General features: G+C 64.9%; 21 protein-coding genes. 9 read left to right on the forward strand and 12 right to left on the reverse strand.

The window, feature by feature from the left end; translation table 11 throughout:
• Position 1: 1 nt before the first annotated feature.
• Genes JQ635_RS02885 through JQ635_RS02895 form a run of 3 tightly spaced genes read right to left on the reverse strand, consistent with a single transcriptional unit; the run spans position 2 to position 2369 of the window.
• Positions 2 to 1381 carry a sensor histidine kinase gene (locus JQ635_RS02885; RefSeq protein ID WP_211408340.1) on the reverse strand — a complete coding sequence of 460 codons (1380 nt, stop codon included), beginning with the start codon at positions 1379 to 1381 and terminating at the stop codon, positions 2 to 4.
• Complete coding sequence (locus JQ635_RS02890; RefSeq protein WP_211408341.1) at positions 1378 to 2043, reverse strand: response regulator transcription factor; 666 nt, start codon at positions 2041 to 2043, stop codon at positions 1378 to 1380. The genes JQ635_RS02885 and JQ635_RS02890 overlap by 4 nt, the downstream gene beginning before the upstream one ends.
• On the reverse strand, positions 2043 to 2369 hold the full coding sequence (locus tag JQ635_RS02895; RefSeq protein WP_211408342.1) for a PepSY domain-containing protein: 327 nt from the start codon (positions 2367 to 2369) through the stop codon (positions 2043 to 2045). The genes JQ635_RS02890 and JQ635_RS02895 overlap by 1 nt, the downstream gene beginning before the upstream one ends.
• A 134-nt stretch (positions 2370 to 2503) precedes the next feature.
• Here JQ635_RS02895 and JQ635_RS02900 point away from each other — a divergent pair, with 134 nt between their 5' ends.
• The 5 genes from JQ635_RS02900 to JQ635_RS02920 all read left to right on the forward strand — a co-directional run bounded on the left by JQ635_RS02900 (position 2504) and on the right by JQ635_RS02920 (position 8148).
• A complete protein-coding gene (locus tag JQ635_RS02900; RefSeq protein WP_211408343.1) occupies positions 2504 to 2779 on the forward strand; it encodes a PepSY domain-containing protein in 276 nt (91 codons plus the stop codon).
• Between the two features lie 11 nt (positions 2780 to 2790).
• Positions 2791 to 3354 (forward strand): cytochrome b/b6 domain-containing protein, encoded by a 564-nt coding sequence (locus JQ635_RS02905; RefSeq protein ID WP_211408344.1) that lies wholly within the window; start codon positions 2791 to 2793, stop codon positions 3352 to 3354.
• Between the two features lie 277 nt (positions 3355 to 3631).
• Positions 3632 to 4765, forward strand: a complete 1134-nt coding sequence (locus JQ635_RS02910) for an efflux RND transporter periplasmic adaptor subunit (protein ID WP_211408345.1) — start codon at positions 3632 to 3634, stop codon at positions 4763 to 4765.
• Positions 4766 to 7840, forward strand: a complete 3075-nt coding sequence (locus JQ635_RS02915; RefSeq protein ID WP_211408346.1) for an efflux RND transporter permease subunit — start codon at positions 4766 to 4768, stop codon at positions 7838 to 7840.
• Positions 7837 to 8148, forward strand: a complete 312-nt coding sequence (locus JQ635_RS02920; RefSeq protein ID WP_211408347.1) for a DUF3240 family protein — start codon at positions 7837 to 7839, stop codon at positions 8146 to 8148. Before JQ635_RS02915 ends, JQ635_RS02920 begins: the two co-directional genes overlap by 4 nt.
• Before the next feature lie 6 nt (positions 8149 to 8154).
• On the opposite strand, the gene JQ635_RS02925 is transcribed toward JQ635_RS02920, so the two are convergent.
• Positions 8155 to 9015 (reverse strand): TerC family protein, encoded by an 861-nt coding sequence (locus JQ635_RS02925; RefSeq protein WP_211408348.1) that lies wholly within the window; start codon positions 9013 to 9015, stop codon positions 8155 to 8157.
• A gap of 44 nt (positions 9016 to 9059) precedes the next feature.
• Positions 9060 to 9482: a nucleoside-diphosphate kinase gene (gene ndk / locus JQ635_RS02930; protein ID WP_211408349.1), complete on the reverse strand. Its 423-nt coding sequence runs from the start codon at positions 9480 to 9482 to the stop codon at positions 9060 to 9062.
• A gap of 313 nt (positions 9483 to 9795) precedes the next feature.
• Here ndk and JQ635_RS02935 point away from each other — a divergent pair, with 313 nt between their 5' ends.
• The 3 genes from JQ635_RS02935 (at position 9796) to JQ635_RS02945 (ending at position 12354) form a co-directional block, all read left to right on the forward strand.
• On the forward strand, positions 9796 to 10047 hold the full coding sequence (locus JQ635_RS02935; RefSeq protein WP_027576269.1) for a hypothetical protein: 252 nt from the start codon (positions 9796 to 9798) through the stop codon (positions 10045 to 10047).
• A 224-nt stretch (positions 10048 to 10271) separates the two neighbouring features.
• Entirely contained in the window at positions 10272 to 10445 is a 174-nt protein-coding gene (locus JQ635_RS02940; RefSeq protein WP_211408350.1) for a hypothetical protein, read from the forward strand.
• A gap of 46 nt (positions 10446 to 10491) precedes the next feature.
• Positions 10492 to 12354, forward strand: coding sequence for an ABC-F family ATP-binding cassette domain-containing protein (locus tag JQ635_RS02945; RefSeq protein WP_211408351.1), 1863 nt, complete (start codon positions 10492 to 10494; stop codon positions 12352 to 12354).
• Positions 12355 to 12377: 23 nt separating this feature from the next.
• Here JQ635_RS02945 and JQ635_RS02950 read toward each other — a convergent pair whose 3' ends face one another.
• The 4 genes from JQ635_RS02950 to JQ635_RS02965 all read right to left on the reverse strand — a co-directional run bounded on the left by JQ635_RS02950 (position 12378) and on the right by JQ635_RS02965 (position 16958).
• Positions 12378 to 13049: a 3'-5' exonuclease gene (locus JQ635_RS02950; protein ID WP_211408352.1), complete on the reverse strand. Its 672-nt coding sequence runs from the start codon at positions 13047 to 13049 to the stop codon at positions 12378 to 12380.
• Position 13050: 1 nt separating this feature from the next.
• Positions 13051 to 14853, reverse strand: coding sequence for a putative nucleotidyltransferase substrate binding domain-containing protein (locus JQ635_RS02955; RefSeq protein ID WP_211408353.1), 1803 nt, complete (start codon positions 14851 to 14853; stop codon positions 13051 to 13053).
• Positions 14854 to 14967: 114 nt separating this feature from the next.
• Positions 14968 to 16659 carry a cation acetate symporter gene (locus JQ635_RS02960; RefSeq protein WP_211408354.1) on the reverse strand — a complete coding sequence of 564 codons (1692 nt, stop codon included), beginning with the start codon at positions 16657 to 16659 and terminating at the stop codon, positions 14968 to 14970.
• Positions 16656 to 16958 carry a DUF485 domain-containing protein gene (locus JQ635_RS02965; protein WP_211408355.1) on the reverse strand — a complete coding sequence of 101 codons (303 nt, stop codon included), beginning with the start codon at positions 16956 to 16958 and terminating at the stop codon, positions 16656 to 16658. Before JQ635_RS02965 ends, JQ635_RS02960 begins: the two co-directional genes overlap by 4 nt.
• 251 nt (positions 16959 to 17209) lie before the next feature.
• On the opposite strand from JQ635_RS02965, the gene JQ635_RS02970 reads away from it, so the two are divergent.
• Positions 17210 to 18097, forward strand: coding sequence for a class I SAM-dependent methyltransferase (locus JQ635_RS02970; RefSeq protein WP_246583241.1), 888 nt, complete (start codon positions 17210 to 17212; stop codon positions 18095 to 18097).
• Positions 18098 to 18208: 111 nt separating this feature from the next.
• Here the strand turns inward: JQ635_RS02970 and JQ635_RS02975 are convergent, their stop codons facing one another.
• The 3 genes from JQ635_RS02975 to JQ635_RS02985 all read right to left on the reverse strand — a co-directional run bounded on the left by JQ635_RS02975 (position 18209) and on the right by JQ635_RS02985 (position 20829).
• A complete protein-coding gene (locus JQ635_RS02975; protein WP_211408356.1) occupies positions 18209 to 18706 on the reverse strand; it encodes a hypothetical protein in 498 nt (165 codons plus the stop codon).
• Positions 18707 to 18872: 166 nt separating this feature from the next.
• The gene (locus tag JQ635_RS02980) at positions 18873 to 19325 is read right to left on the reverse strand and encodes a DNA polymerase III subunit chi (protein ID WP_211408357.1); all 453 of its coding nucleotides are present in this window, start codon (positions 19323 to 19325) and stop codon (positions 18873 to 18875) included.
• Positions 19326 to 19329: 4 nt separating this feature from the next.
• Entirely contained in the window at positions 19330 to 20829 is a 1500-nt protein-coding gene (locus tag JQ635_RS02985; protein WP_211408358.1) for a leucyl aminopeptidase, read from the reverse strand.
• Positions 20830 to 20910 lie beyond the last annotated feature (81 nt).

Genomic DNA, 20910 nt, shown 5'->3' on the forward strand with positions numbered 1-20910 from the left:
TTCAACCAGCAGCAGCCATCCGATCGCAGCGGCCGTCTGGCGCGACGATGGCTTTCAATCCGCCGAGCTCGGACTCGCCAAGAACAAGCTGCCATCCATAGGCACTAAGCACGTCCTGAACGATCGCGAGGCCGAGGCCGGCTCCCTCGCCACGCTCATCCAGCCTTGCCCCGCGTTCGAGCACGCGGGCGCGTTCGGCGGGCGCGATGCCCTGGCCGTCGTCCTCGACCGTGATCGCCGGATTCGCCGTGGCATCCGCGCCAATGCGCACCTGGCTCTTGGCATGACGGGCGGCATTCTCCAGGAGATTGCCCAGCACTTCGGCCAGATCGGTGCGATCGAGCGGCACGCTCGGCTCGCCCGTTATGCAAGTCTTGAATTCAAGCCGCTGCGCGGTCGGCGTGCGCGCCAGCGTCAGCATCAGGGACTCGACGAGCGGTCTGAGCGGCGTGGAAATTCCGCCGCGCTGTCGTGCTGTCCCCCGCGCCCGGGCACGGGCCAGTTCGCGGTCGACGTGGCGGCTCATCGCATCGCCGACGGCTTCGATGCATTGGGCGACGTCCTGCTCACCTCGTTGGCGCAAAAGCGCGACATCGGCCGCGAGTGCGGCGAGCGGCGTCTTGAGCCCATGCGCCAAGTCGGCGGCGCGGCTGCGCGAACGCTCGATCTCGCGTTCCTGGGCGTCGATCAGGCTGTTGACCTCCTCCACCAGAGGCTGAACCTCGACAGGGACATCGACGGGGAGATGCTTGCGTTGCCCGGAGCGGACGTCCGCGACCCCGCGGCGAAGCGCGTCGAGCGGACGCAAGCCCAATCCGACCTGGATCGAGGTGGCCGCCGCCAGCACCAGGCCCAGCAGGCCGAGCGCCAGCGCCAGATCCCTGGCGAAGTGCGAGGCTGCGGCCGATACACGGGCGAGATCGGCCGCCACCGCGACGCGCACCGGCGCGCGGCGATCTCCCACGGTAAGCAGCACGCGACGTTCGCTGACCAGAAGCCGGGCGTTCGCCGGGCCGACGATGACGTGACGGTGCAATTCGCCAGGCGACGGCTCATCCTGCGGCAGGTCCAACGCCGTATCCCACAGCGAACGTGAGCGCAGCACCTGACCGCCATCGTCCGACACCTGCCAATACAGGCCCGAAAGCGGGTCGGCAAAGCGCGGATCGGCCGGCGGCCGGCCGACCATCAGCCTGCCCTGCGCATCGGCGTCGATACCCGCGACGAGTTGCTTGAGATAGACGTCGAGCTCGTCGCCGACGGTTCGTGAGACGTGGCGCTCGAACAGCAGCGTCAGCCCGACGCCGGCAATGGTCAGCGCAATCAGGATGGCCACCACCCCGCCGGCTACCAGCCTCAGCCGTAGCGAGCCCCAGCTCACGGCGTTGTGTCCGGCACCAGATAGCCGAAGCCGCGCCTGGTCTCGATCAGATCGGCACCCAGCTTCTTGCGTACGCGGCCAACCAGCACTTCGAGCGCGTTCGACTCGTGGTCCTCGCCGTGACCATAGACGTTTTCATCGAGCTCCTGCTGCGACACCACGCGACCGCGATGGTGCAAGAGAAAGGCGACCAGGCGGTATTCCAATGGCGACAGCGCGACCGGTACGCCGCGCAGCGTCACCTTCATCTGACGCTCGTCGAGTTCGACGTCGCCGGCGACAATCCGTGGGGAGGCATGCCCCGCCGAGCGGCGCACGATCGAGCGCAGCCGCGCCAACAACTCCTCCATGCGGAACGGCTTGGGCAGATAGTCGTCGGCGCCCGCGTCGATACCATCGACGCGCTCGGCCCAACTGCCGCGCGCCGTCAGGATCAGCACCGGCATGGACCGTCCGTTCGCGCGCCAGCGCTTGAGTACCGCCAGGCCGTCCATGCCGGGCAAACCGAGATCGAGGACGACGGCGCCGTAATCCTCGGTGTCACCTCGGAACCAGGCCTCCTCGCCGTTGCGGACGGTCTCGACCACATAGCCGGCCGCACGCAGCGCCCTCTCCACATCGGTCGCGATCCGTCGGTCGTCCTCCACAAGCAGCAGTCGCATCACTTCTCCTTGATGCGTTCGATCTCGCCGCTGCGCGCGTCGACGTGCACTTCGTAGAGGCGGCCCTTCTCGTCGACGATGCGAAACTCGTAGATCCAGCGATCGCGCTGGCGCTCTATTTCGACGCCGGCAACCTGACCCGGCAGCTTGCCACGAAGCAACGCCAGAATGTCGGCGAGCGACTTGATCTCGCCCGCCTCGACTGCGCGACGAACCGCGTCGGGCGCGCCTTTGTCGTGGTCGCCTGCGGCCGCCGGCAGCGGCGCGAGCAGGATGCCTGCCAGCAGCGGCACCGCGAAGAATTCCAGAAGACCAGGGGATTGCATTGGCAGAGAATGCCCCAATCAACCTGACAAATTGCTGACGTGGATCAACAGGCGCCGGTCAGGGCTCTTCTGCCAATGTCCGCACATCGCCTCGCCGCATAACGCGGCCAGGGCGCCACACGCCGGAGAGAACCATGCGCAAGATCACCATCATCGCCGCCACCGCCGCTCTGCTTACAGCCGCAGCGACGGCTCATGCCGGCAGCCTCGGGCGCCCCTGCACTGCAGCGCCACAGACGAGTTGGCTGCCGCTCGAACAACTGCAGGCCAAGATCGAAGCCCAAGGCTACAAGGTCCAGAAGGCCAAGCTCAAGAATGCGTGTGGCGAACTCTACACGATCGACAAGTCCGGCAGCCGGGTCGAATTGTTCGTCGATCCGACCAGCGGCCAGATTGTCGGTCAGCTGTAAAGGGCGGCATCATGAGCGCTATTCACGACGCGACCGTGGCCGGCGGCGAGAAGCCGCCGGCCACGGTCAGGGTCTGGGACCCCTTCGTGCGCGTGTTCCATTGGTCGCTGGCCGGGCTGTTTCTGCTCGCTTATGCGACCGGTGACGAAATCGAAAACGTCCATATCGCCGCCGGCTATACGATTGCCGGATTGCTGGCGCTACGGACCTTGTGGGGCGTCGTGGGGCCGCTCCATGCGCGCTTCAGTGACTTCGTGCGCTCGCCGCACGCAGTGCTTGCCTACATGCGCGACGTGGCGCTGCTCAGGGCGCCACGCTATCTCGGCCACAATCCAGCCGGCGGCGCGATGGTGGTGGCGCTGATCGTCATGCTGATCGGCACCTGCACCACCGGCTACATGATGACGACCGACAGCTTCTGGGGAGCCAAATGGGTGGAGGAAGTGCATGAGACGTTCGCCAATCTCACGATCGGCCTCGTCGTCGTTCATGTGCTTGGCGTTCTGGTGGCGAGCTTCGAGCACCGCGAGAACCTGGTGAAGGCGATGATCACCGGAAGGAAGCGTCCGTCGTGAGCGAGGCCAGAAGGACGGCCTGATACGACAGGCCTCTTAATGCAAATGCGAAGCAAGTTTGGCTTCGCGGCCGCCTCTCCGATCGGTGCGACCACAAGCTGGCTTCTACGGCTGCGAGAGAATGAGCGAGATCAACCGAAACGCTCCACGGACGGCAAGCAAGTGGCTCGCTCGCTCGAGCCGCTTGAGGCAAATCAACTCACCAACGCGCTGGTGGAGTAAGCGAAGTCTGCAATCGAGCAGCGCTTCGCTCACCCGTGAGTGGGGGACATTCTTCATGCGAGTCCGTCACGGAACTCTCCTTCTCACCTCTTCCGGGGGCGCGCTCGCTCGTACGCTCCTTGCGATCGCATTGAGCCTGTTGCCTTCCGTGTCGATGGCGCAGGACGAGCTGAAGCTGAGCGATGCGCAGGCCCGGAATCTCGGCGTGCGCGTCACCCGTCCGATCGCGAGCCGGACCGACCTGACGCTGCCCTATCCCGTCCAGATCGTGATCCCCACGCCGCAATTGTGGGTCGTCAGCGCGCCGGTGGCCGGCATGGTCGCCAACCTCCTGGTCGGGCGTGGTGACCGCACCTCGGCCGGCCAGCCGCTGGTCATCCTGGAAAGTCCAAGCTTCGTTTCCCAACAGCGCGACTTCCTGCACGCCATCGCACAAGAGGTTCTCGCCAGCCAGCAGCTCAAGCGCAATATCGATCTGTTTGAGGGCAAGGCCGTGCCGCAGCGCGTGCTGGAGGCGAGCCAGGCCGAAGCGCGCCAGGCCGCGCTCGTCGTCGCCGAACGGCGACAGATGCTGCATCTGAGCGGGATGTCGGACGAGGCCATTTCCCGGCTCGCCCAGGAAGCTGCGATCAGCGCAACGCTCACGGTCAATGCGCCGCAGACCGCATCCGTGGTCGAAATCACGGTATCGCCAGGGCAGCGGCTCGAACAATCCGCCCCGCTCGTCAAACTGGCGCGGCTGTCGCCGCTATGGGCCGAAATCGCGGTTCCCGCGGACAATATCCGGGCGATTCGTGCCGGTGCAAAAGTGGAGATCGAAGGCTATTCCACGCCCGGCAAGGTCGTGCTGGTGTCCGAGACGATCGACCCCGCCACCCAGACCATTCTGGTTCGCGCGGAAGTCCCCAATGACGGCGGGCTGCATCCCGGTCAGACGGCCGCTGCACGCATCGGCTTTCTCTCTACCGGCGAAAGCGCCTGGGAGATTCCCTACAGCGGGCTGGTGCGGCGGGGCGAGCAAACCTCGGTCTTCGTCGCCGTCGACGGCGGCTTCCGGCTGGTACCGGTCAAGCTCCTCGCCGAGGATCAGGACCATGTCGTCGTCTCGGGTCCGGTCACGGACCATGACGAGATCGCGATTGGCGGCATCTCGGCGCTTCGCGGCATTCTCTCGGGGCTGGGGCAATAGATGCTCCGGCACCTGGTTGCGTTCGCTCTTTCCCAGCGACTGTTCGTCATGCTGGGTGTGTTGCTGTTGATCGGTGCCGGCGCAATCCTCCTGCCCGGCCTGCCAATCGACGCGTTTCCCGACGTCTCGCCGGTGCAGGTGAAGATCATCATGAAGGCGCCGGGCCTCACGCCCGAAGAAGTCGAGCAGCGCATCACGGTGCCGGTCGAGCTTGAACTGCTCGGATTGCCAAACAAGAAAATCCTTCGTTCGACCACGAAATACGCGCTGGCCGATATCACCGTGGATTTCGAGGACGGCACCGACATCTACTGGGCGCGCAACCAGGTCTCGGAGCGACTGTCGAACATCTCGCGTGAATTCCCGGACGGGGTGAGCGGCGGTCTCGCGCCGATCACAAGTCCCCTTGGCGAAATGTTCATGTTCACGATCGACAGTCCGGAGCTTTCGCTCGCCGAGCGCCGAACCCTCCTCGATTGGGTGATCCGTCCTGCCCTGCGCACGGTCGCCGGCGTTGCGGACGTCAATGCGCTCGGCGGTTACGTGCGCGCCTTCGAGATCGTGCCACGCAACGATGCGCTTGCCGCGCGCGGCATTTCCTACGACCTGTTTCGCCGGGCCATCGAAGCCAACAGCCGCAATGACGGCGCTGGGCGGGTGAACCAGGGCGAGGACAGCGCCCTGGTTCGGATCGAAGGCAGCATCCGCTCGATCGAAGACATCAAGGCCATCGTCGTCGACACCCGCGACGGCGTGCCGATCCTGGTCAACGACGTCGCGAGCGTCAAAGTCGGAACGCTGACCCGCTACGGCGCTGTGACGTCGGACGGCCGCGGTGAAACCGTCGAGGGGCTCGTGCTCGGCTTGCGCGGCGCCAACGCGGGGCAGCTCGTCCGCGACGTGCGTGCCCGGCTTGCCGAGCTGCAATCCTCGCTCCCCAAGAGCGTTTCGATCAACGTATTTTATGACCGCAGCCGCCTGGTCAACCGCGCCGTCGGCACCGTGGTGCAAGCTCTCGGCGAGGCCACCGTCCTCGTCATTGTGCTTCTGCTGCTCTTCCTCGGCAACTGGCGGGCCTCGCTGGTGATTGCCCTCAGCCTGCCGCTCGCCATCGTCATCGCACTGATCGTCATGCGCGTCGTGGGGATGTCGGCCAACCTGATGAGCCTCGGCGGACTTGCGATCGCGATCGGCATGCTGATCGACGCACTGGTTGTCGTGGTCGAGAACATCGTCGGCAACCTGAGCAAGCACGAAACGAGCAAGGCGCTTCCGCTGATCCATCTGGTGTATCGCTCGGTTTGCGAAGTTCTGGAGCCGGTCGCCTCGGGCGTCCTCATCATCATCATCGTGTTCGTTCCCCTGCTGACCTTGCAGGGATTGGAGGGCAAGCTTTTCATCCCCGTCGCGCTGGCGATCATTTTCGCGCTGGCCGGCTCGCTGCTGCTGGCGCTGACGGTGATCCCGGTCGCAACGTCCTACATGCTCGCGTCTGCGTCCCATCGCGATCCCCTGCTGGTTCGCGCGGCACAACGGGTCTACGCGCCGGCATTGGACTGGGCCCTGAACAACGAGCGCAAGGTGATGGCTGCGGCGCTGATCGGCCTGCTCGCGGCGGGCTTCGCCTATACGAAGCTCGGCAAGACGTTCATGCCGACGATGGACGAAGGCGATGTCATCGTCAGCGTCGAGACGCTTCCGTCCGTCAACCTCGACGAGTCGCTTGCCATGAATGCGAGGCTCCAGGCTGCGCTTCTGGCCGTGCCTGATATCGCCGGCATCGTCGCGCGGACCGGGTCGGACGAGCTCGGCCTCGATCCCATGGGCCCCAACCAGACCGACACGTTCCTCGTGCTCAAGCCGGCCGCCGAACGACAGACGGGGGATCGCGAGGCCCTGCTGCAGACCCTTCGCGAGGTCCTGGCCGGCTTTCCCGGCATTTCGCTCAGCTTCACCCAGCCTATCGACATGCGCGTGCAGGAGATGATCAGCGGCGTTCGCGGCGACGTCGCCGTCAAGATTTTCGGCCCCGACATCGCCAAGCTGAACGAAACCGCCGCCAAACTGTCGGCCATCCTCTCGAGCATCGATGGGGCCGAGGACGTCTACACCACCCTCAACGAAGGCGCGCAATATTACACGGTTGCCGTCAACCGGATGGAGGCCGGCCGCCTCGGCCTGACGGTGGACTCCATCGCCAACTCGCTCCGCACCCAGATCGAGGGCCGAACGATCGGGACCGCGCTCGAGGAAGGACGCCGCACCCCCATTCTCGTTCGGGGCAGCAATACGACACGGGAGGCGCCGACGCTGCTGGCGAGCCTGCCGCTGACGCTCGCTTCCGGGCAGCACGTGGCGCTGTCGCAGGTCGCCCGCATCCAGCGCGTGGACGGCCCGGTGAAGATCGATCGCGAAGACGGCGCACGCATGAGCGTGGTGCGCGCCAACGTCCGGGGCCGCGACATGGTCGGCTTCGTCGAAGCGGCCCGCCAGAAGGTCACCGCCGGACTGCCGCTTCCCGAAGGCTACCGCCTGACCTGGGGCGGACAGTTCGAGAACCAGCAACGTGCCGCCACGCGCCTGTCCGTCGTGGTGCCCGTTGCGATCGGCCTGATCTTCGTGCTGCTCTTCACCACGTTCGGCGCCATCCGGCAGGCCTTACTCGTGCTCGTCAACATTCCCTTTGCCCTGATCGGGGGCGTCTTCGCGCTCGTCCTGACGGGTGAGTATCTGTCGGTGCCGGCGTCGGTCGGATTCATCGCGCTGCTCGGCATCGCCGTCCTCAACGGCGTCGTTCTGGTTTCTTATTTCAATCAGCTCCGGGCCCACGGCCTGAGCGAGGATCGCATCGTCGTCGAAGGCGCCATGCGCAGGCTTCGGCCGGTGCTGATGACCGCGAGCATCACCGCGCTTGGCTTGATCCCGTTGCTGTTCGCCTCGGGCCCCGGGTCCGAGGTTCAGCGCCCCCTCGCCGTCGTCGTGATCGGAGGGCTCGTCTCCTCCACCGTGCTCACCCTGATTCTCCTGCCGATCCTGTATCGCCGTTACGGCGGATCACCGAAGGTGACCAAATGACCGAGCAGCCGGTCTGCCTCACGCTGATCGTGCCGCGCCAGCTCCGCGATGAGGTGTTCGACTATCTCACCGAGCAGGCCGACCTGATTTCGGGATTCTCGGCATCACACGGCACCGGTCATGGCGCCGACGTGCGATTGCACACCGCCGCCGAGCGCGTGAAGGGTCACGCCGACCAGGCCATCGTGCAGGTTATCCTGACGGGGAGCGATGCCACCCGCTTGCTCGAAGGTCTGCGGGTCTCGTTCGCCGGAACCAGGCTCGTCTATTGGGCGACGCCGGTGACGGAGTTCGGCAGGATCGATTGAACCGGCCTACTCGGCCGAAGCCTTGGCGTGCTGCTCGGAGGACTCCAGCGCGGCCTGGCTCAGGCTGCGCCGGCGCCAGATGGTGCCGACCACCAGCACGACGACGACGCCGAGCGCTGCACAGAAATATTCGCCGCCTGACCCGCCATGGCCGAATTGCGGTGGGATGCGGAACGTGCCGAGGATCGAATCCAGCGACGCGCCGAGCGGACCATCGAACAGCGTGTGCAGCCTCGGCGCGATGCCGGGATCGGTCGCGATCACCTCGCCCGCGATCCAGCCGAGCAGCGCCGCACCGGCCCACACCAGCACCGGCAGCTTTGCGAGCAGCGCCATGATGAGGGCCGCACCTGCGACGATCAGCGGAACGCTGATGGCAAGGCCGAGGATCAGGAGCGGCACGCTGCCATTGGCGGCGGCTGCGACCGCAATGACGTTGTCGAGAGACATGACGATGTCGGCGACGACGACGATCTGCACCGCCTGCCACAGATGCGAGGCGGACTCGACGCCGTCCTCGTCTTCTTCTTCAGGCACCAGCAGCTTGGCCGCGATCACGATCAGCGCGAGGCCGCCGACGAGCTTGAGATACGGCAGCTCCATCAGGCTCGCGACGATGCCGGTGAAGATGATCCGCAGCAGCACGGCCGCGCCAGCACCGAAGATCATGCCCCACAGCCGGTGCCGCGGCTTCAGGCCGCGGCAGGCGAGCGCGATCACCAGCGCGTTGTCGCCGGAGAGCAGGATATTGATCCAGATGATCTTGCCGACCGCAATCCAGAAGGTCGGTTCGGCCATCTCATTGCGGAACTGGGTGAAGAATGCCCCGATCGTAGCGGGATCGAAGATCTGCCAGAGCCAGTTCACAGTTAAGTCCTTCCCCCGTCGATATTAACCTGTCGGCTGATCGATCAGCCGACGATCTCGTTGCCCGAGAAGAACTGCGCGATCTCGATCGCCGCGGTCTCCGGGGCGTCCGAACCGTGCGCGGAGTTCTCGCCGATCGACTTTGCGTAGAGCTTGCGGATGGTGCCTTCGGCCGCCTTGGACGGATCGGTCGCACCCATCGCGTCGCGATACTTGGCGATCGCGTTCTCGGCTTCCAGCACCTGGACGACGACCGGACCCGAGGTCATGAACTCGACGAGCTCGCCGAAGAACGGACGGGCCTTGTGGACGGCATAAAAGGTCTCGGCCTGTTCCTTGGTCATGCGGATGCGCTTCTGCGCGACGATCCGCAAGCCCGCCTTCTCGATCACGGCGTTGACCGCACCGGTCAGGTTACGCGCGGTCGCATCGGGCTTGATGATCGAGAAAGTGCGTTCGAGGGCCATAATCTTGTCCTTGAGAAGAAGTCGGTGGTTTTCGAGTTGCGGGGCTTATATCGGCGCCTTTGCCGGACGGCAAGCGACCGCCGAAACGGCCCTCACAGACGCTTCGCCGCAGGCCGCCCCGCCATACCTAGGCATGGATTACCGAGATTTCACCCAGATGAACCGAATCTGAAGCCCCCATTCAGGGTTTGGTTCAGCCTCGCCGGCGTAAGGTCGGGCCTATCGAAACCGAAGCCTGAGCAACAGGCGGACCGTTTCGGCGGCCTTTCCATCGACGCGATAGCCCCGCGCCGGCAGTTTTGAGGAGATCACCATGTTGAGGAAACTTTCGCTTGCCGCCGTCGCCGCGGTCGCGCTGGGTGCCGCGCTGGCGCCGACCTCGGCCTCCGCGCACTGGCATGGCGGCGGCTGGGGCTGGCACGGCGGCGGCTGGCACCACGGCTACGGCTGGGGTGGCCCGCGCTTCTATGCCCCCGTCTCCTACGGCTATGGCGGCTGCTATGTGCGCCGGCTGGTCCCGACCCCCTGGGGACCCCGCTGGCGGCTGATCAACCGCTGCTACTGAGCCCGACAGCACCTTCTTAAAGCACCTTCCAACGGTACCTAAGCCCCCCAAGGTACCTCCTAGAGAGGCCCCGGTGATCCCCCCGCCGGGGCCTCGTTTTTGGGCAGCGACGGCGAATTCATACAATTTTTGCTAGAACGCCACGCATTCCCCACAAATGGCGAAACCATTTGGGGGGTCAATGACTTGGTACCGTGTCATTACTCTGCAGCATGGAACCCGTCATGACCGGCCGTCTTGCCAATGACAGCGAACAGATCGATCGGCGCACCAGCCGCGCGATCTGCGATGCCGTGGGCGAACGGCTCCAGCAGAGCCTGAGGCCCGAACCCCGCTTGCCCACACATCTCGAGCAGCTCCTGAACGAGCTGAAGCGGCGCGAGCGCGAGACGCACTGACGGAAAAACGAGTTGCGTTCGGCGCGCCTTGCGGTGACAAGGCCGCATGCTCTCCATCACCGACCTCTCCATCCGCCTCGCCGGACGCCTTCTGATTGACCAGAGTTCCGTGCAGATCACGCCCGGATCGCGCGTTGGCCTGGTCGGGCGCAATGGCACCGGCAAGTCGACCCTGTTCAAGGTGATCCGGGGTGAGCTGGCCGCCGAGCACGGCACGGTGACCCTGCCGCCGCGCTGGCGCGTCGGCAGCCTGGCGCAGGAGGCCCCGAACGGGCCCGAAAGCCTGATCTCGGTCGTGCTGAAGGCCGACCTCGAACGCGACGCGCTGCTGCACGAAGCCGAGCACGCGACCGATCCGCACCGGATCGCGGAGATCCAGACCCGGCTCGTCGACATCGACGCGCATTCGGCGCCCGCGCGCGCGGCTGCGATCCTCTCGGGCCTCGGCTTCTCTGCGGCCGACCAGCTCCGCCCCTGCGCCGAATTCTCCGGCGGCTGGCGCATGCGCGTCGCGCTCGCCGCGACGCTGTTCGCCGCCCCTGATCTGTTGCTGCTCGACGAGCCCACCAACTATCTCGACCTCGAGGGAACGCTGTGGCTGGAGGATCACCTCGCGCATTATCCGCGCACGGTGATCGTGATCAGCCACGACCGCGACCTCCTCGAAAGCTCGGTCGACCAGATCCTGCACCTGGAGCGCGGCAAGCTCACGCTCTACAAAGGCACCTACTCCTCCTTCGAGGAGCAGCGAGCCGCGCGCGAGCTGCTCGATGCCAAGGCCGTCAAGCGACAAGAGGCCGAGCGCGCCCGCCTGCAGGCCTTCGTCGACCGATTCAAGGCCAAGGCCTCGAAGGCCCGCCAGGCGCAATCCCGCGTCAAGATGCTGGAGCGGCTGAAGCCGATCACGGCGCTGGTCACCGAGGACGTGCGCGAGATCAGCTTTCCTGCGCCGGAGAAGATCCTGTCGCCGCCGATCATCGCCGTCGACAACGCCTCGGTCGGTTACGTTCCGGCGAGCCCCGTGCTGGGCCGCGTCACCCTGCGCATCGACAATGACGACCGCATCGCGCTGCTCGGTGCCAACGGCAACGGCAAGTCGACACTCGTCAAGCTGCTTGCCGGCCGCCTCGCGCCGTTCTCGGGCAAAGTGACCCGCGCGGACAAGCTGTCGATCGCCTATTTCGCGCAGCACCAGCTCGACGAATTGAACGAGGACGCCTCCGCCTACGACCACGTCCGCAAGCTGATGGGCGATGCGCCCGAAGCCAAAGTGCGGGCGCGCGCCGGCGCGATCGGCTTCTCCGGCAAGGCCGCCGACACCAAGGCGGGCAAATTGTCGGGCGGCGAGAAGGCGCGGCTGCTGCTGGGCCTTGCCACCTTCTTCGGCCCCAACATGATCATCCTGGACGAGCCGACCAACCATCTCGACATCGACAGCCGCGGCGCGCTCGCGGAGGCGATCAACGAATTCCCCGGCGCCGTCATCATGGTCTCGCACGACCGCTACCTGATCGAGGCCTGCGCCGACCGGCTCTGGATCGTCGCCGACCGCACCGTCACCAATTACGACGGCGACCTCGACGAATACCGCCGTCTCGTTCTGTCAACGCGCAATGCCGACCCCGCCCCGCGCGAGCGCGGTGCGCCGAGCGAAAAGCCGCAGCGCCCGAAGTCGGACAATCGCGGCTCGCTGAAGAAGCGCATCGCGGAGGCCGAAGCCGAGATCGCCCGCGTCAGCGACATCATCGCCAAGATCGACACAGCGCTTGCCCTGCCCGACATCTTCACGCGCGATCCCAAGCAGGCCGCGCAACTGTCGAAAGCGCGCGCCAATGCCGCCGACGCGCTGACGCGCGCGGAGGAGCAATGGCTCGAGGCGAGCGCGCAGTTCGACGAGGCGGCCGGCTAGTTCCTGGGTGCACCGGGCCCTGGTCATGCCCCGGTCGGATTGAAGACCGGGCTGGACCGTTGGCGCGGGATGCGCACGCCGCGCTCGGTCAGGTCGCGCAACTGCACGAACATCATCGCCGTCATCAATGCGTCGTTGAAGGCATCGTGCTGTCCGAGCGGCGGAATGCAGAGGTCGCGAAGAATCGCGGCGAATGACAGATCGACCGAGGTGTTTGGCGGCGCGTCACCATATTTGCGGTCGTAGTAAAGTCGCGACACCTCGATGCGTTCGTTCGGCAGCTCAATCCCCACCAGCGGCAGGATGTACTTGTCCAGCATGGCGATGTCGAAATCGACATAGTAGCCGATCAACGGGCGCGGCCCGATGAAGTGCAGAAGGCTCGGCAGCACCTTCCAGACGATCGGCGCAGCTTCGACGTCGGACTTGCGCAAGTGGTGAATCCTGATCGCCTCCGCCCCGAGCTCCCTGTCAGGATGGATGATGGCTTCGAAACGCGCGCTGGTCAGAATCCGATTGCCGCGGATCTTGATCGCGGCGATGGCGACAACGTCGTCCGTTCGCACGTTCAGACCGGTGGTCTCGCAATCGATGACGACAAACTCGTCATCAGGCGCGCGGCCGAACATGAAGCGGTAGGATTGGTCGCTCAGGGTTGCCTGGTGCAACAGTCGCTTGATCGCGCGAGGCAGCATTCTAGAACATGCCGAGCTTGAAATGATGACCGACGATCTCGCGAAACTTCTTCACCACCTGCAGTGCATCGCGCAAGAGATGGCGTTCCATGCTGGACAGGTGCGCGGGTCGCACCAAGGTTCCCGATGCGCCGGCGGACGCGGCCAGCTGGCCGTCGAGCCGAAGCATCAGCAGGAACCGGAAGGCCTGTTTCAGGTCGCGTCCAAAGTCCGCTTGCAGCACGCCGAGATCACAGAGCCGGGAGATGCGTTTGTCAGTGGAGGTCTCGCGCAGCCCCTGTCCGAGCGCCAGGCTGCGAACGCCGTGCACGATCGGAAAGATGCCGCCTTTCTTGAGGTCGAGCGCGTCCCCCGTGCCCTCGGACGTGATCAAATTGTTGAAGAGGCCGATCGGCGTCTCGAACGCGTCAACCGCGCGTGCAAAATGGGCCATAAACGTCTGCTCGCCTCGCGTCATATCGATCAGCGCCGTCTTGGCGTCGTCCAGCAGTTGCGGATCGCCCGCGATCGCCTGCGCATCGTAGATGATGGCGACATTCATGTGCGCGGCCTGGTCGGGAAGCACGATCCAGCGGCGCAGATCTGCGAGATAGTCGGAGAGCGGCCTGGACCATGCCGGATTGCGCACCATGATATCGCCGGGACAGGGGGGAAAGCCGAAGCTCTCGAGCGCGACGAAGAATTCGTGACGGAACGCCTCCAGGACTTCGCCCTGCACCGGGCCGGCCAGGATCAGGCCGTTGTCCTGGTCGGTCCGTACGGTCTGCTCCCCCCGCCCCTCGCTTCCCATCACAATCAAGCAGCTGCCGGTGCGTAGCTCGGCCGGCGCGACCATGTCAAACAATCGGGACAGGAGACGCCGGTTGAGATCGGAGACGATCTCCGCAATGACCTCCACCTTGACGCCTTGCCGCCGCAGCACGCGCGTTTGCGTCTCGATCTCGCGCGCTGCGGTGGCAAGGTCCTGCCGGCTCGAGGCGCGATCGATGCGGCCGGCGGTGACCTGGGCGCTTCCTGCCAAAAATCCCAGCAGATCGATCTCCTCCAGGATTCCGACGAATTCCTCACCCTCGCGCACGGCAAGCCGCCGCTTGTTGTGCTTGGTCATCAGCAGAAGAGCCGAGGATACGAAATCGTCACGTTGCAAGGAGACGATATCGTAGTTCGCGAGCGTGCCCACCGCGGTCTGGATGGACTGGCGCCCCAGCACCACCGCTTTGGACAGGTTCATGCCTGTCACGATGCCGATCCGCTCGCCGTCCCGGACGAACAGCGCGTTGCTGTTAATCTCGCGCATCAGATGACCGGCGGTCTCGATCGTATCGCTGGCCGCCAGAAACACCGGTGGATGCAGGAACAATTCGCCGACCTTGGCGTGCATCAACGAGCCGTAACGCCGCGCCTCCTCGTCGTTGGCGAGCTCGTCCAGCTTCTGGGATATCTCGCGATAGAAGAACGCGGCAAAGCGCGGATTTGCCTTGATCAGATCGAGGGCGACCTTCCTGGGGATCACATAGCAGAGCGTCTCGTCGCGCGCGAAAAACTGGTGGCCGCTGTGATCGTGAACGAGCGCGCGACTGTCGAACGTGTCCTTGGGGCCGAGCAATGCGAGCAGGTCGACCTCGCTCCGCTCCTCGATGATGCCCTTGATCACGACATAGAGCGCCTCCGCCGAAGCGTCGCGCCTGATGATCGCTTCCCCCGGACTGAAGTAGGCGATGTCGAGCGCGGCCCGCAACGTCTCGGCCTCGTTCGGCGTCAGACGATCGAACGGCGGGTTGCTGATATCGAACGCCTTGGGCATTTCGACCTTTCGAGGATGTGGTCTCCAGGCACCCGACGATTGGCCATCGAACGCGTCGCACCGGCGGGGCCAACCGACCCGGCCGGTGCGGAAACGGTGTCCTTGGACCCTCGTTCAGTGAGCCGTCGCCGAAGCAGCTCCGATACCGGTCTGGGACCGGACATATTGCGCATCAAAGCCATCGCGATCGACCGCGGCGCGCTTGCTGCGATCCAGGATCGAGACCAGCCAGATCCCCGCAAAGGCGATGGCCATCGAGAACAGCGCCGGATTGTCCAGCTTGATGGGAGCCGAGCCCTTGGCGAAGCCAAGCGTCACCTCCCAGACCGCCGGCGAGAGCACCACGCCGACGACCGCGCTGACCAGACCAAGGAAGCCACCGACCACGGCTCCCCGCGTCGTCAGGCCCTTCCAGAAGATCGACATCACCAGCACGGGGAAATTGCAGGAGGCGGCGATGGCGAAGGCAAGGCCGACCATGAAGGCGACGTTCTGGTTCTCGAACACGATGCCGAGGAAGATCGCGAGCACGCCAAGCACCAGTGTCGCGATCTTCGACACGCGGATCTCGTCCTGCTCATTCGCGTTCCCGCCCTTGATCACCATGCCGTAGAGATCGTGGCTGATGGATGATGCCCCCGCCAGAGCCAGCCCTGAGACGACGGCAAGGATGGTGGCGAAGGCAACGGCCGAAATGAAGCCAAGGAACAGGTTGCCGCCCACGGCGTTCGCAAGGTGAATCGCCGCCATGTTGGAGCCGCCCTTGATCGCCGCGATTCCGCTCTTGGTCTTCTCGAGGATGCTGCCGTCCAGGAACATCGCATCAGTCGACACCAGCGTGATCGCGCCAAAGCCGATGATGAAGGTCAGGATATAGAAGTAGCCGATGAAACCCGTGGCGTAGAACACCGACTTGCGGGCAGCCTGGGCGTCCTTCACGGTGAAGAAACGCATCAGGATGTGAGGCAGGCCCGCTGTTCCGAACATCAGCGCCAGGCCAAGCGAGATGGCCGAGAGCGGATTGGAGATCAGGGTGCCGGGCTCCATGATCGCGAGCTTCTTGGGATGCACTTCGGTTGCCTTGGTGAACAGTGCCTCCGGACTGAACCCGAACTTGTAGAGGACGGCTCCAGCCATGAACGTCGCGCCCGAGAGCAACAGCACCGCCTTGATGATCTGCACCCACGTTGTCGCTTTCATTCCACCGAACGTCACGTAGATCATCATCAGGCCGCCGACCAGGACGACTGCGATCCAGTAATCGAGACCGAACAACAGCTGGATCAGCTTGCCGGCTCCGACCATCTGCGCGATCAGGTAGAATGCAACGGTCACCAGCGAGCCGCATGCCGCCAGGATACGGATCTCGGTCTGCCCGAGACGAAACGACGTGACGTCAGCAAAGGTGAACTTTCCGAGGTTGCGCAACTGCTCGGCGATCAAAAAGGTGACGATCGGCCAGCCCACGAGCCAGCCGACCGAGTAGATCAGGCCGTCGTAGCCCGAGGTGTAGACGAGACCCGATATGCCGAGGAACGACGCCGCCGACATGTAGTCGCCTGCGATCGCAAGTCCGTTCTGGAATCCCGTGATTCCGCCGCCAGCCGAGTAGAAATCTGCGGCCGACGCGGTCCGTTTGGCGGCCCAATAAGTGATGACGAGCGTCAGGCCGACGAACCCGACGAACATGCCGATGGCCGACCAGTTGGTCGCCTGCTTCGAACCGCCCTCGACGGCGCCGGCGGCGAGCGCGATGGTGGGAAGGCTTGCGAGCAGAATTACCGATAGCCAAGCGAATCTCTTCACGAGCGGTTCTCCTCGACAATCTTGCGGATGAGTACGTCGTAGCTGGAATTCGCCTTACGGACGTAGATGCCCGTCAGCACAAAGGCGAGCACGATGACAGACAGTCCGATCGGAATACCGATCGTCGTCACGCCGCTGCCCAGTGGTATTCCCAGAAACTTGGGAGCGTAGGCCACCAGCAGGATGAAGCCGAAATAGATGACAAGCATGACCGCCGACAGCAGCCAGCCCAGCGAGGAGCGTCGGCGCACGAGCTCCTGGTAATTCGGATCGCGTTCAATCTTTGCGAGGTTGCTCACGTCAATAATCCCCTGGATGATCCTCTGAAATTTTCTTGCCGTGACGGCAGCCCCTTCTCTCGGGGAGCCGTTGCAGCCTGCACTGACAGCCGGCCGAGCTCCATGATCCAGATCAAGTGCGGTCGATCCCGCGCGATGTGCCCTCAGCGGCGCGTCAAGTCGGAAATATCTGCGCCTGTCGACGCAATGGCCCGTGTTGCTTCCGCACATTTGGGATTAGGTTGGACGGAATTTGCGTCAGCGCATCGCGGATGACCCGGCTCCACGGTCGCGAACGATCGGCATTTTCAGCTCAAGCGATTTCCAACCCAAGCAATATGCAAACAAGCAATGATCAAGGGATACCTCAAATGCCAACACCCGAACCGATCAAGTTCACCGACGGCGCGGCTTACGAGCGCTTCATGGCGCCCTGGAGCCGATCGGCCGGGGCCCTTTTCCTGAACTGGCTGGCGCCCGGCCCCGGATTGGCCTGGGTGGATGTCGGGTGCGGCAATGGCGCATTTACCGAGCTCATCCTTGCGGCGTCCGCCCCGTCATCGGTTTGCGCGATAGATCCCTCCGACGCGCAGATTGCGACTGCACGCGCGAAACTATCGGCGAAGCAGATCGAGCTTTCGATTGGCGATGCCATGGCCCTTCCCTACGACGCCAACCGCTTCGACGTCGCGGTGATGTCGCTGGCGCTGTTCTTCGTCCCCGACGCGCACAAGGGTGCCTCGGAGTTGGTCCGCGTCACCAGGCCCGGCGGCATGGTCGCGTCCTACACCTGGGACATCGTGCGGGGCGGCTCGCCCACGCAGCCCCTGTGGGAGGAGATGGACGCTCTCGGAAAGCCTGCACAGCGCGCGCCGAGTGCGGATGTATCGCGGTTCGAGGCGCTGAAGCCGCTTTGGGCGGAGCTCGGCCTCCGCGATGTCGAAACCCGCGAACTGGTTGTCGAACGAACGTTTGCGAATTTCGATGACTACTGGCTGTCGATGGTCATCAGTAACCCGGCCAGCGTATTGGGAAGGCTGTCGGAGACAGAGAGCGCGGAGCTCAAGCGCCGGCTGCAAGCAAGACTGCCGGCGAGCGCGAGCGGAGAGATCACGGTTCATGCCTGGGCCACCGCGATCAAGGGACGCAAAGCCGCTTGATGATCCGGACGGGCACGAACGGCGATCACCACGTTCCGGGGACCGAGCGGTCAGATCCTGTCTCTCGAAGATGCCATGAAGGGACGGCCATCGCCGTCCCGCGAGCTTGCCTTACGCCGATTTCTTCTTAGGCTTCGGCTTGGCCGTCTTTGGCGCGACCGGCGCTTCCGGCGTGCCTTCGATCGAGGACAGGCGGCCGGACGTGAAGGTGTAGATGCCGGCGCGCGGCCCGGTGGTCCAGGTGACGACGGCGACGCGACGGCCAGCGGCATCATTGGAGAGATTGACGGTCGAGGGCGCGCCGATGCCGCGCACCACGTCGCATTCGGTGTGGCCGAGCGCGACCGTACCGCCCGTCGCCGCGGGCGCCGTCGTCGATGCATTGGCGTCAGCCGGCCCAGGGGGCGGCGCCATGCCGGGACAGGCGCCGTCGGCGCTGACCAGGTCCTCGGCGCCCACCGGCTTGTCGGGGGTCAGCGGCGGCGACTCGATCGAGATGTTCTTGATGAAGAGACGACCCGGCTTCTGGAACCATTCGGCGTCTTTGGCTGACGCCAGCAGATCGGTCCCGCCCGAGCAGCCCGCAACCAGCGGTGCTACGGCAGCCAACACAACTATGAGCGAGCTGGGAAGCTTTTGATGTCGCACGATAAACTAAATTCCCCGCGTGAAGGACCGGCCCTAAACGATTGTCCCAACATCACTTTGCGGCACGAAGGTGGCCGAGACCAGCCTTACCCCAAAAGTGCAAATTATCATTAACTGCGAACGGCCGCTAATTCCGACGCTGCCAGCGGCCCCGTTCGTCAGCCTGCCAATAGGTGACATCAAATCCCCGCGCCTTGCAATCCGTCCAGGCACTGCGGGCCGACGCGAGGGCATCCGGATCGTCGCCGTTGAACAGCAGCACCATGCGCTCATAGCCTTGCGCATCCTGCGGCAGTGCGGCGCTGTCGACCAGGAAGCGGACATTGGCGCCGTTGGGATTGCCCTCCTCGATCGCCAGCACGATCGGCTGGTCGGCGGCATCGTTCACCCGCCACGTCGCGTGGGGCAGGAAGGAATCGTCGCGATAGGTCCACAAATGCGCGTCGAGCGCATCGGCGCGCTCCTCCGAGGTCGATTGCACCACGACGCGCCAGCCGCGCTCGAGCGATTTCTCGAGAAGCGGCGGCAACACGTTCTCCACCGTCATGTTTTGCAGATGGTAGAACAGCACTTCGGTCATTTGGTCACTTGCGCTCGTAATGATCGGCGACCAGGCGGTCGAGCAGGCGGACGCCGTAGCCGCTTCCCCAGCTCTGGTTGATGTCGGTCTTCGGCGCGCCCATGGCGGTGCCGGCGATGTCGAGATGCGCCCAGGGCGTTCCGTCGACGAAGCGCTGCAGGAACTGCGCGGCCGTGATCGAGCCGCCGTGGCGGCCGCCGGTGTTCTTCATGTCGGCGAACTGGGAATCGATCAGCTTGTCGTATTCGGGGCCGAGCGGCAGGCGCCAGACCTTCTCCCCGCTCTCGACGCCGGCCGCCAGCAGCCGGTCGGCGAGCTCGTCATTGTTGGAGAACATGCCGGCATGTTCGGTGCCGAGCGCGACCACGATCGCACCGGTCAGCGTCGCCAGATCCACCATGAATTTCGGCTTGGTCTTCTTGGCGACGTACCAGAGCACGTCGGCGAGCACGAGGCGGCCTTCGGCGTCGGTGTTGATGATCTCGATGGTCTGGCCCGACATCGAGGTGACGATGTCGCCCGGCCGCTGCGCATTGCCGTCGGGCATGTTCTCGACGAGGCCGATGGCTCCGACCACGTTGGCCTTGGCCTTGCGCGCCGCCAGCGCGTGCATCAGGCCGACGACGCAGGCTGCCCCGCCCATGTCGCCCTTCATGTCCTCCATGCTCCCGGCTGCCTTGATCGAGATGCCCCCGGTGTCGAAGCAGACGCCCTTGCCGACGAAGGCGACCGGAGCCTCACCCTTCTTCCCGCCGTCCCAGCGCATGATCACGGTGCGGCTCGGCCGCGCCGAGCCCTGGCCGACGCCGAGCAGCGCGCCCATTCCGAGCTTCTGCATCGACTTGACGTCGAGCACCTCGATCTTGACGCCGAGCTTGCGAAGCTGACCGGCGCGGCGCGCGAACTCCTCGGGGAAAAGCACGTTCGGCGGCTCGTTGACGAGGTCGCGCGCGATGATGACGCCGTCGACGACGTGACCGGCCGGAGCAAACGCCTTCTTCGCCGCGATGGCGTCGCCAACCGCAAGCGAGATGTCGGCACGCGAGCCGCCCTCCTCGCCGTCCTTCTTCTTGGTCTTGTAGCGGTCGAACTTGTAGGCGCGTAAACGAAGGCCCGAGGCGATCGCGACCGCCTGCTCGCTGGTCATGGCGCCGCCGGGCAATTCCGCCATGATGGTCATGGCGGTGGCGGCGGCTGTGAGCTTGCCGGCCGCCACGCCGCCGAACTTGAGGAAGTCGCTTGCCTTCAGGCTCGCCGGCTTGCCGGCCCCGATCACCACCAGGCGGGTGGCCTTCACGCCCTCCGGCGCCAGGATGTCCAGGGCAGCCCCGCTTTTACCTTTGAAGCCGGCGGCGGAGGCCGCCCGCTTCACGAGATCGGCAGCGCTCCCGAGCGCCTTGGCCGTCGCCGGACCGAGCTTCAAACCGTCGTCGCAGAACACGACCAGGATGCCACGGGCGGCGGCAGACAACGGGACGAAGCCGACCTTGATGGCATCGGACATGGGTAACTCCTCCAAATCATGGGGCTTTTTGCCATTCGGCGGTCCCGGCCACAGGCCGGAGCTGAACGGCGATTCACTGGA

The organism is Bradyrhizobium iriomotense, assembly GCF_018130765.1.
GTDB classification, from domain to species: Bacteria; Pseudomonadota; Alphaproteobacteria; order Rhizobiales; family Xanthobacteraceae; genus Bradyrhizobium; species Bradyrhizobium iriomotense_A.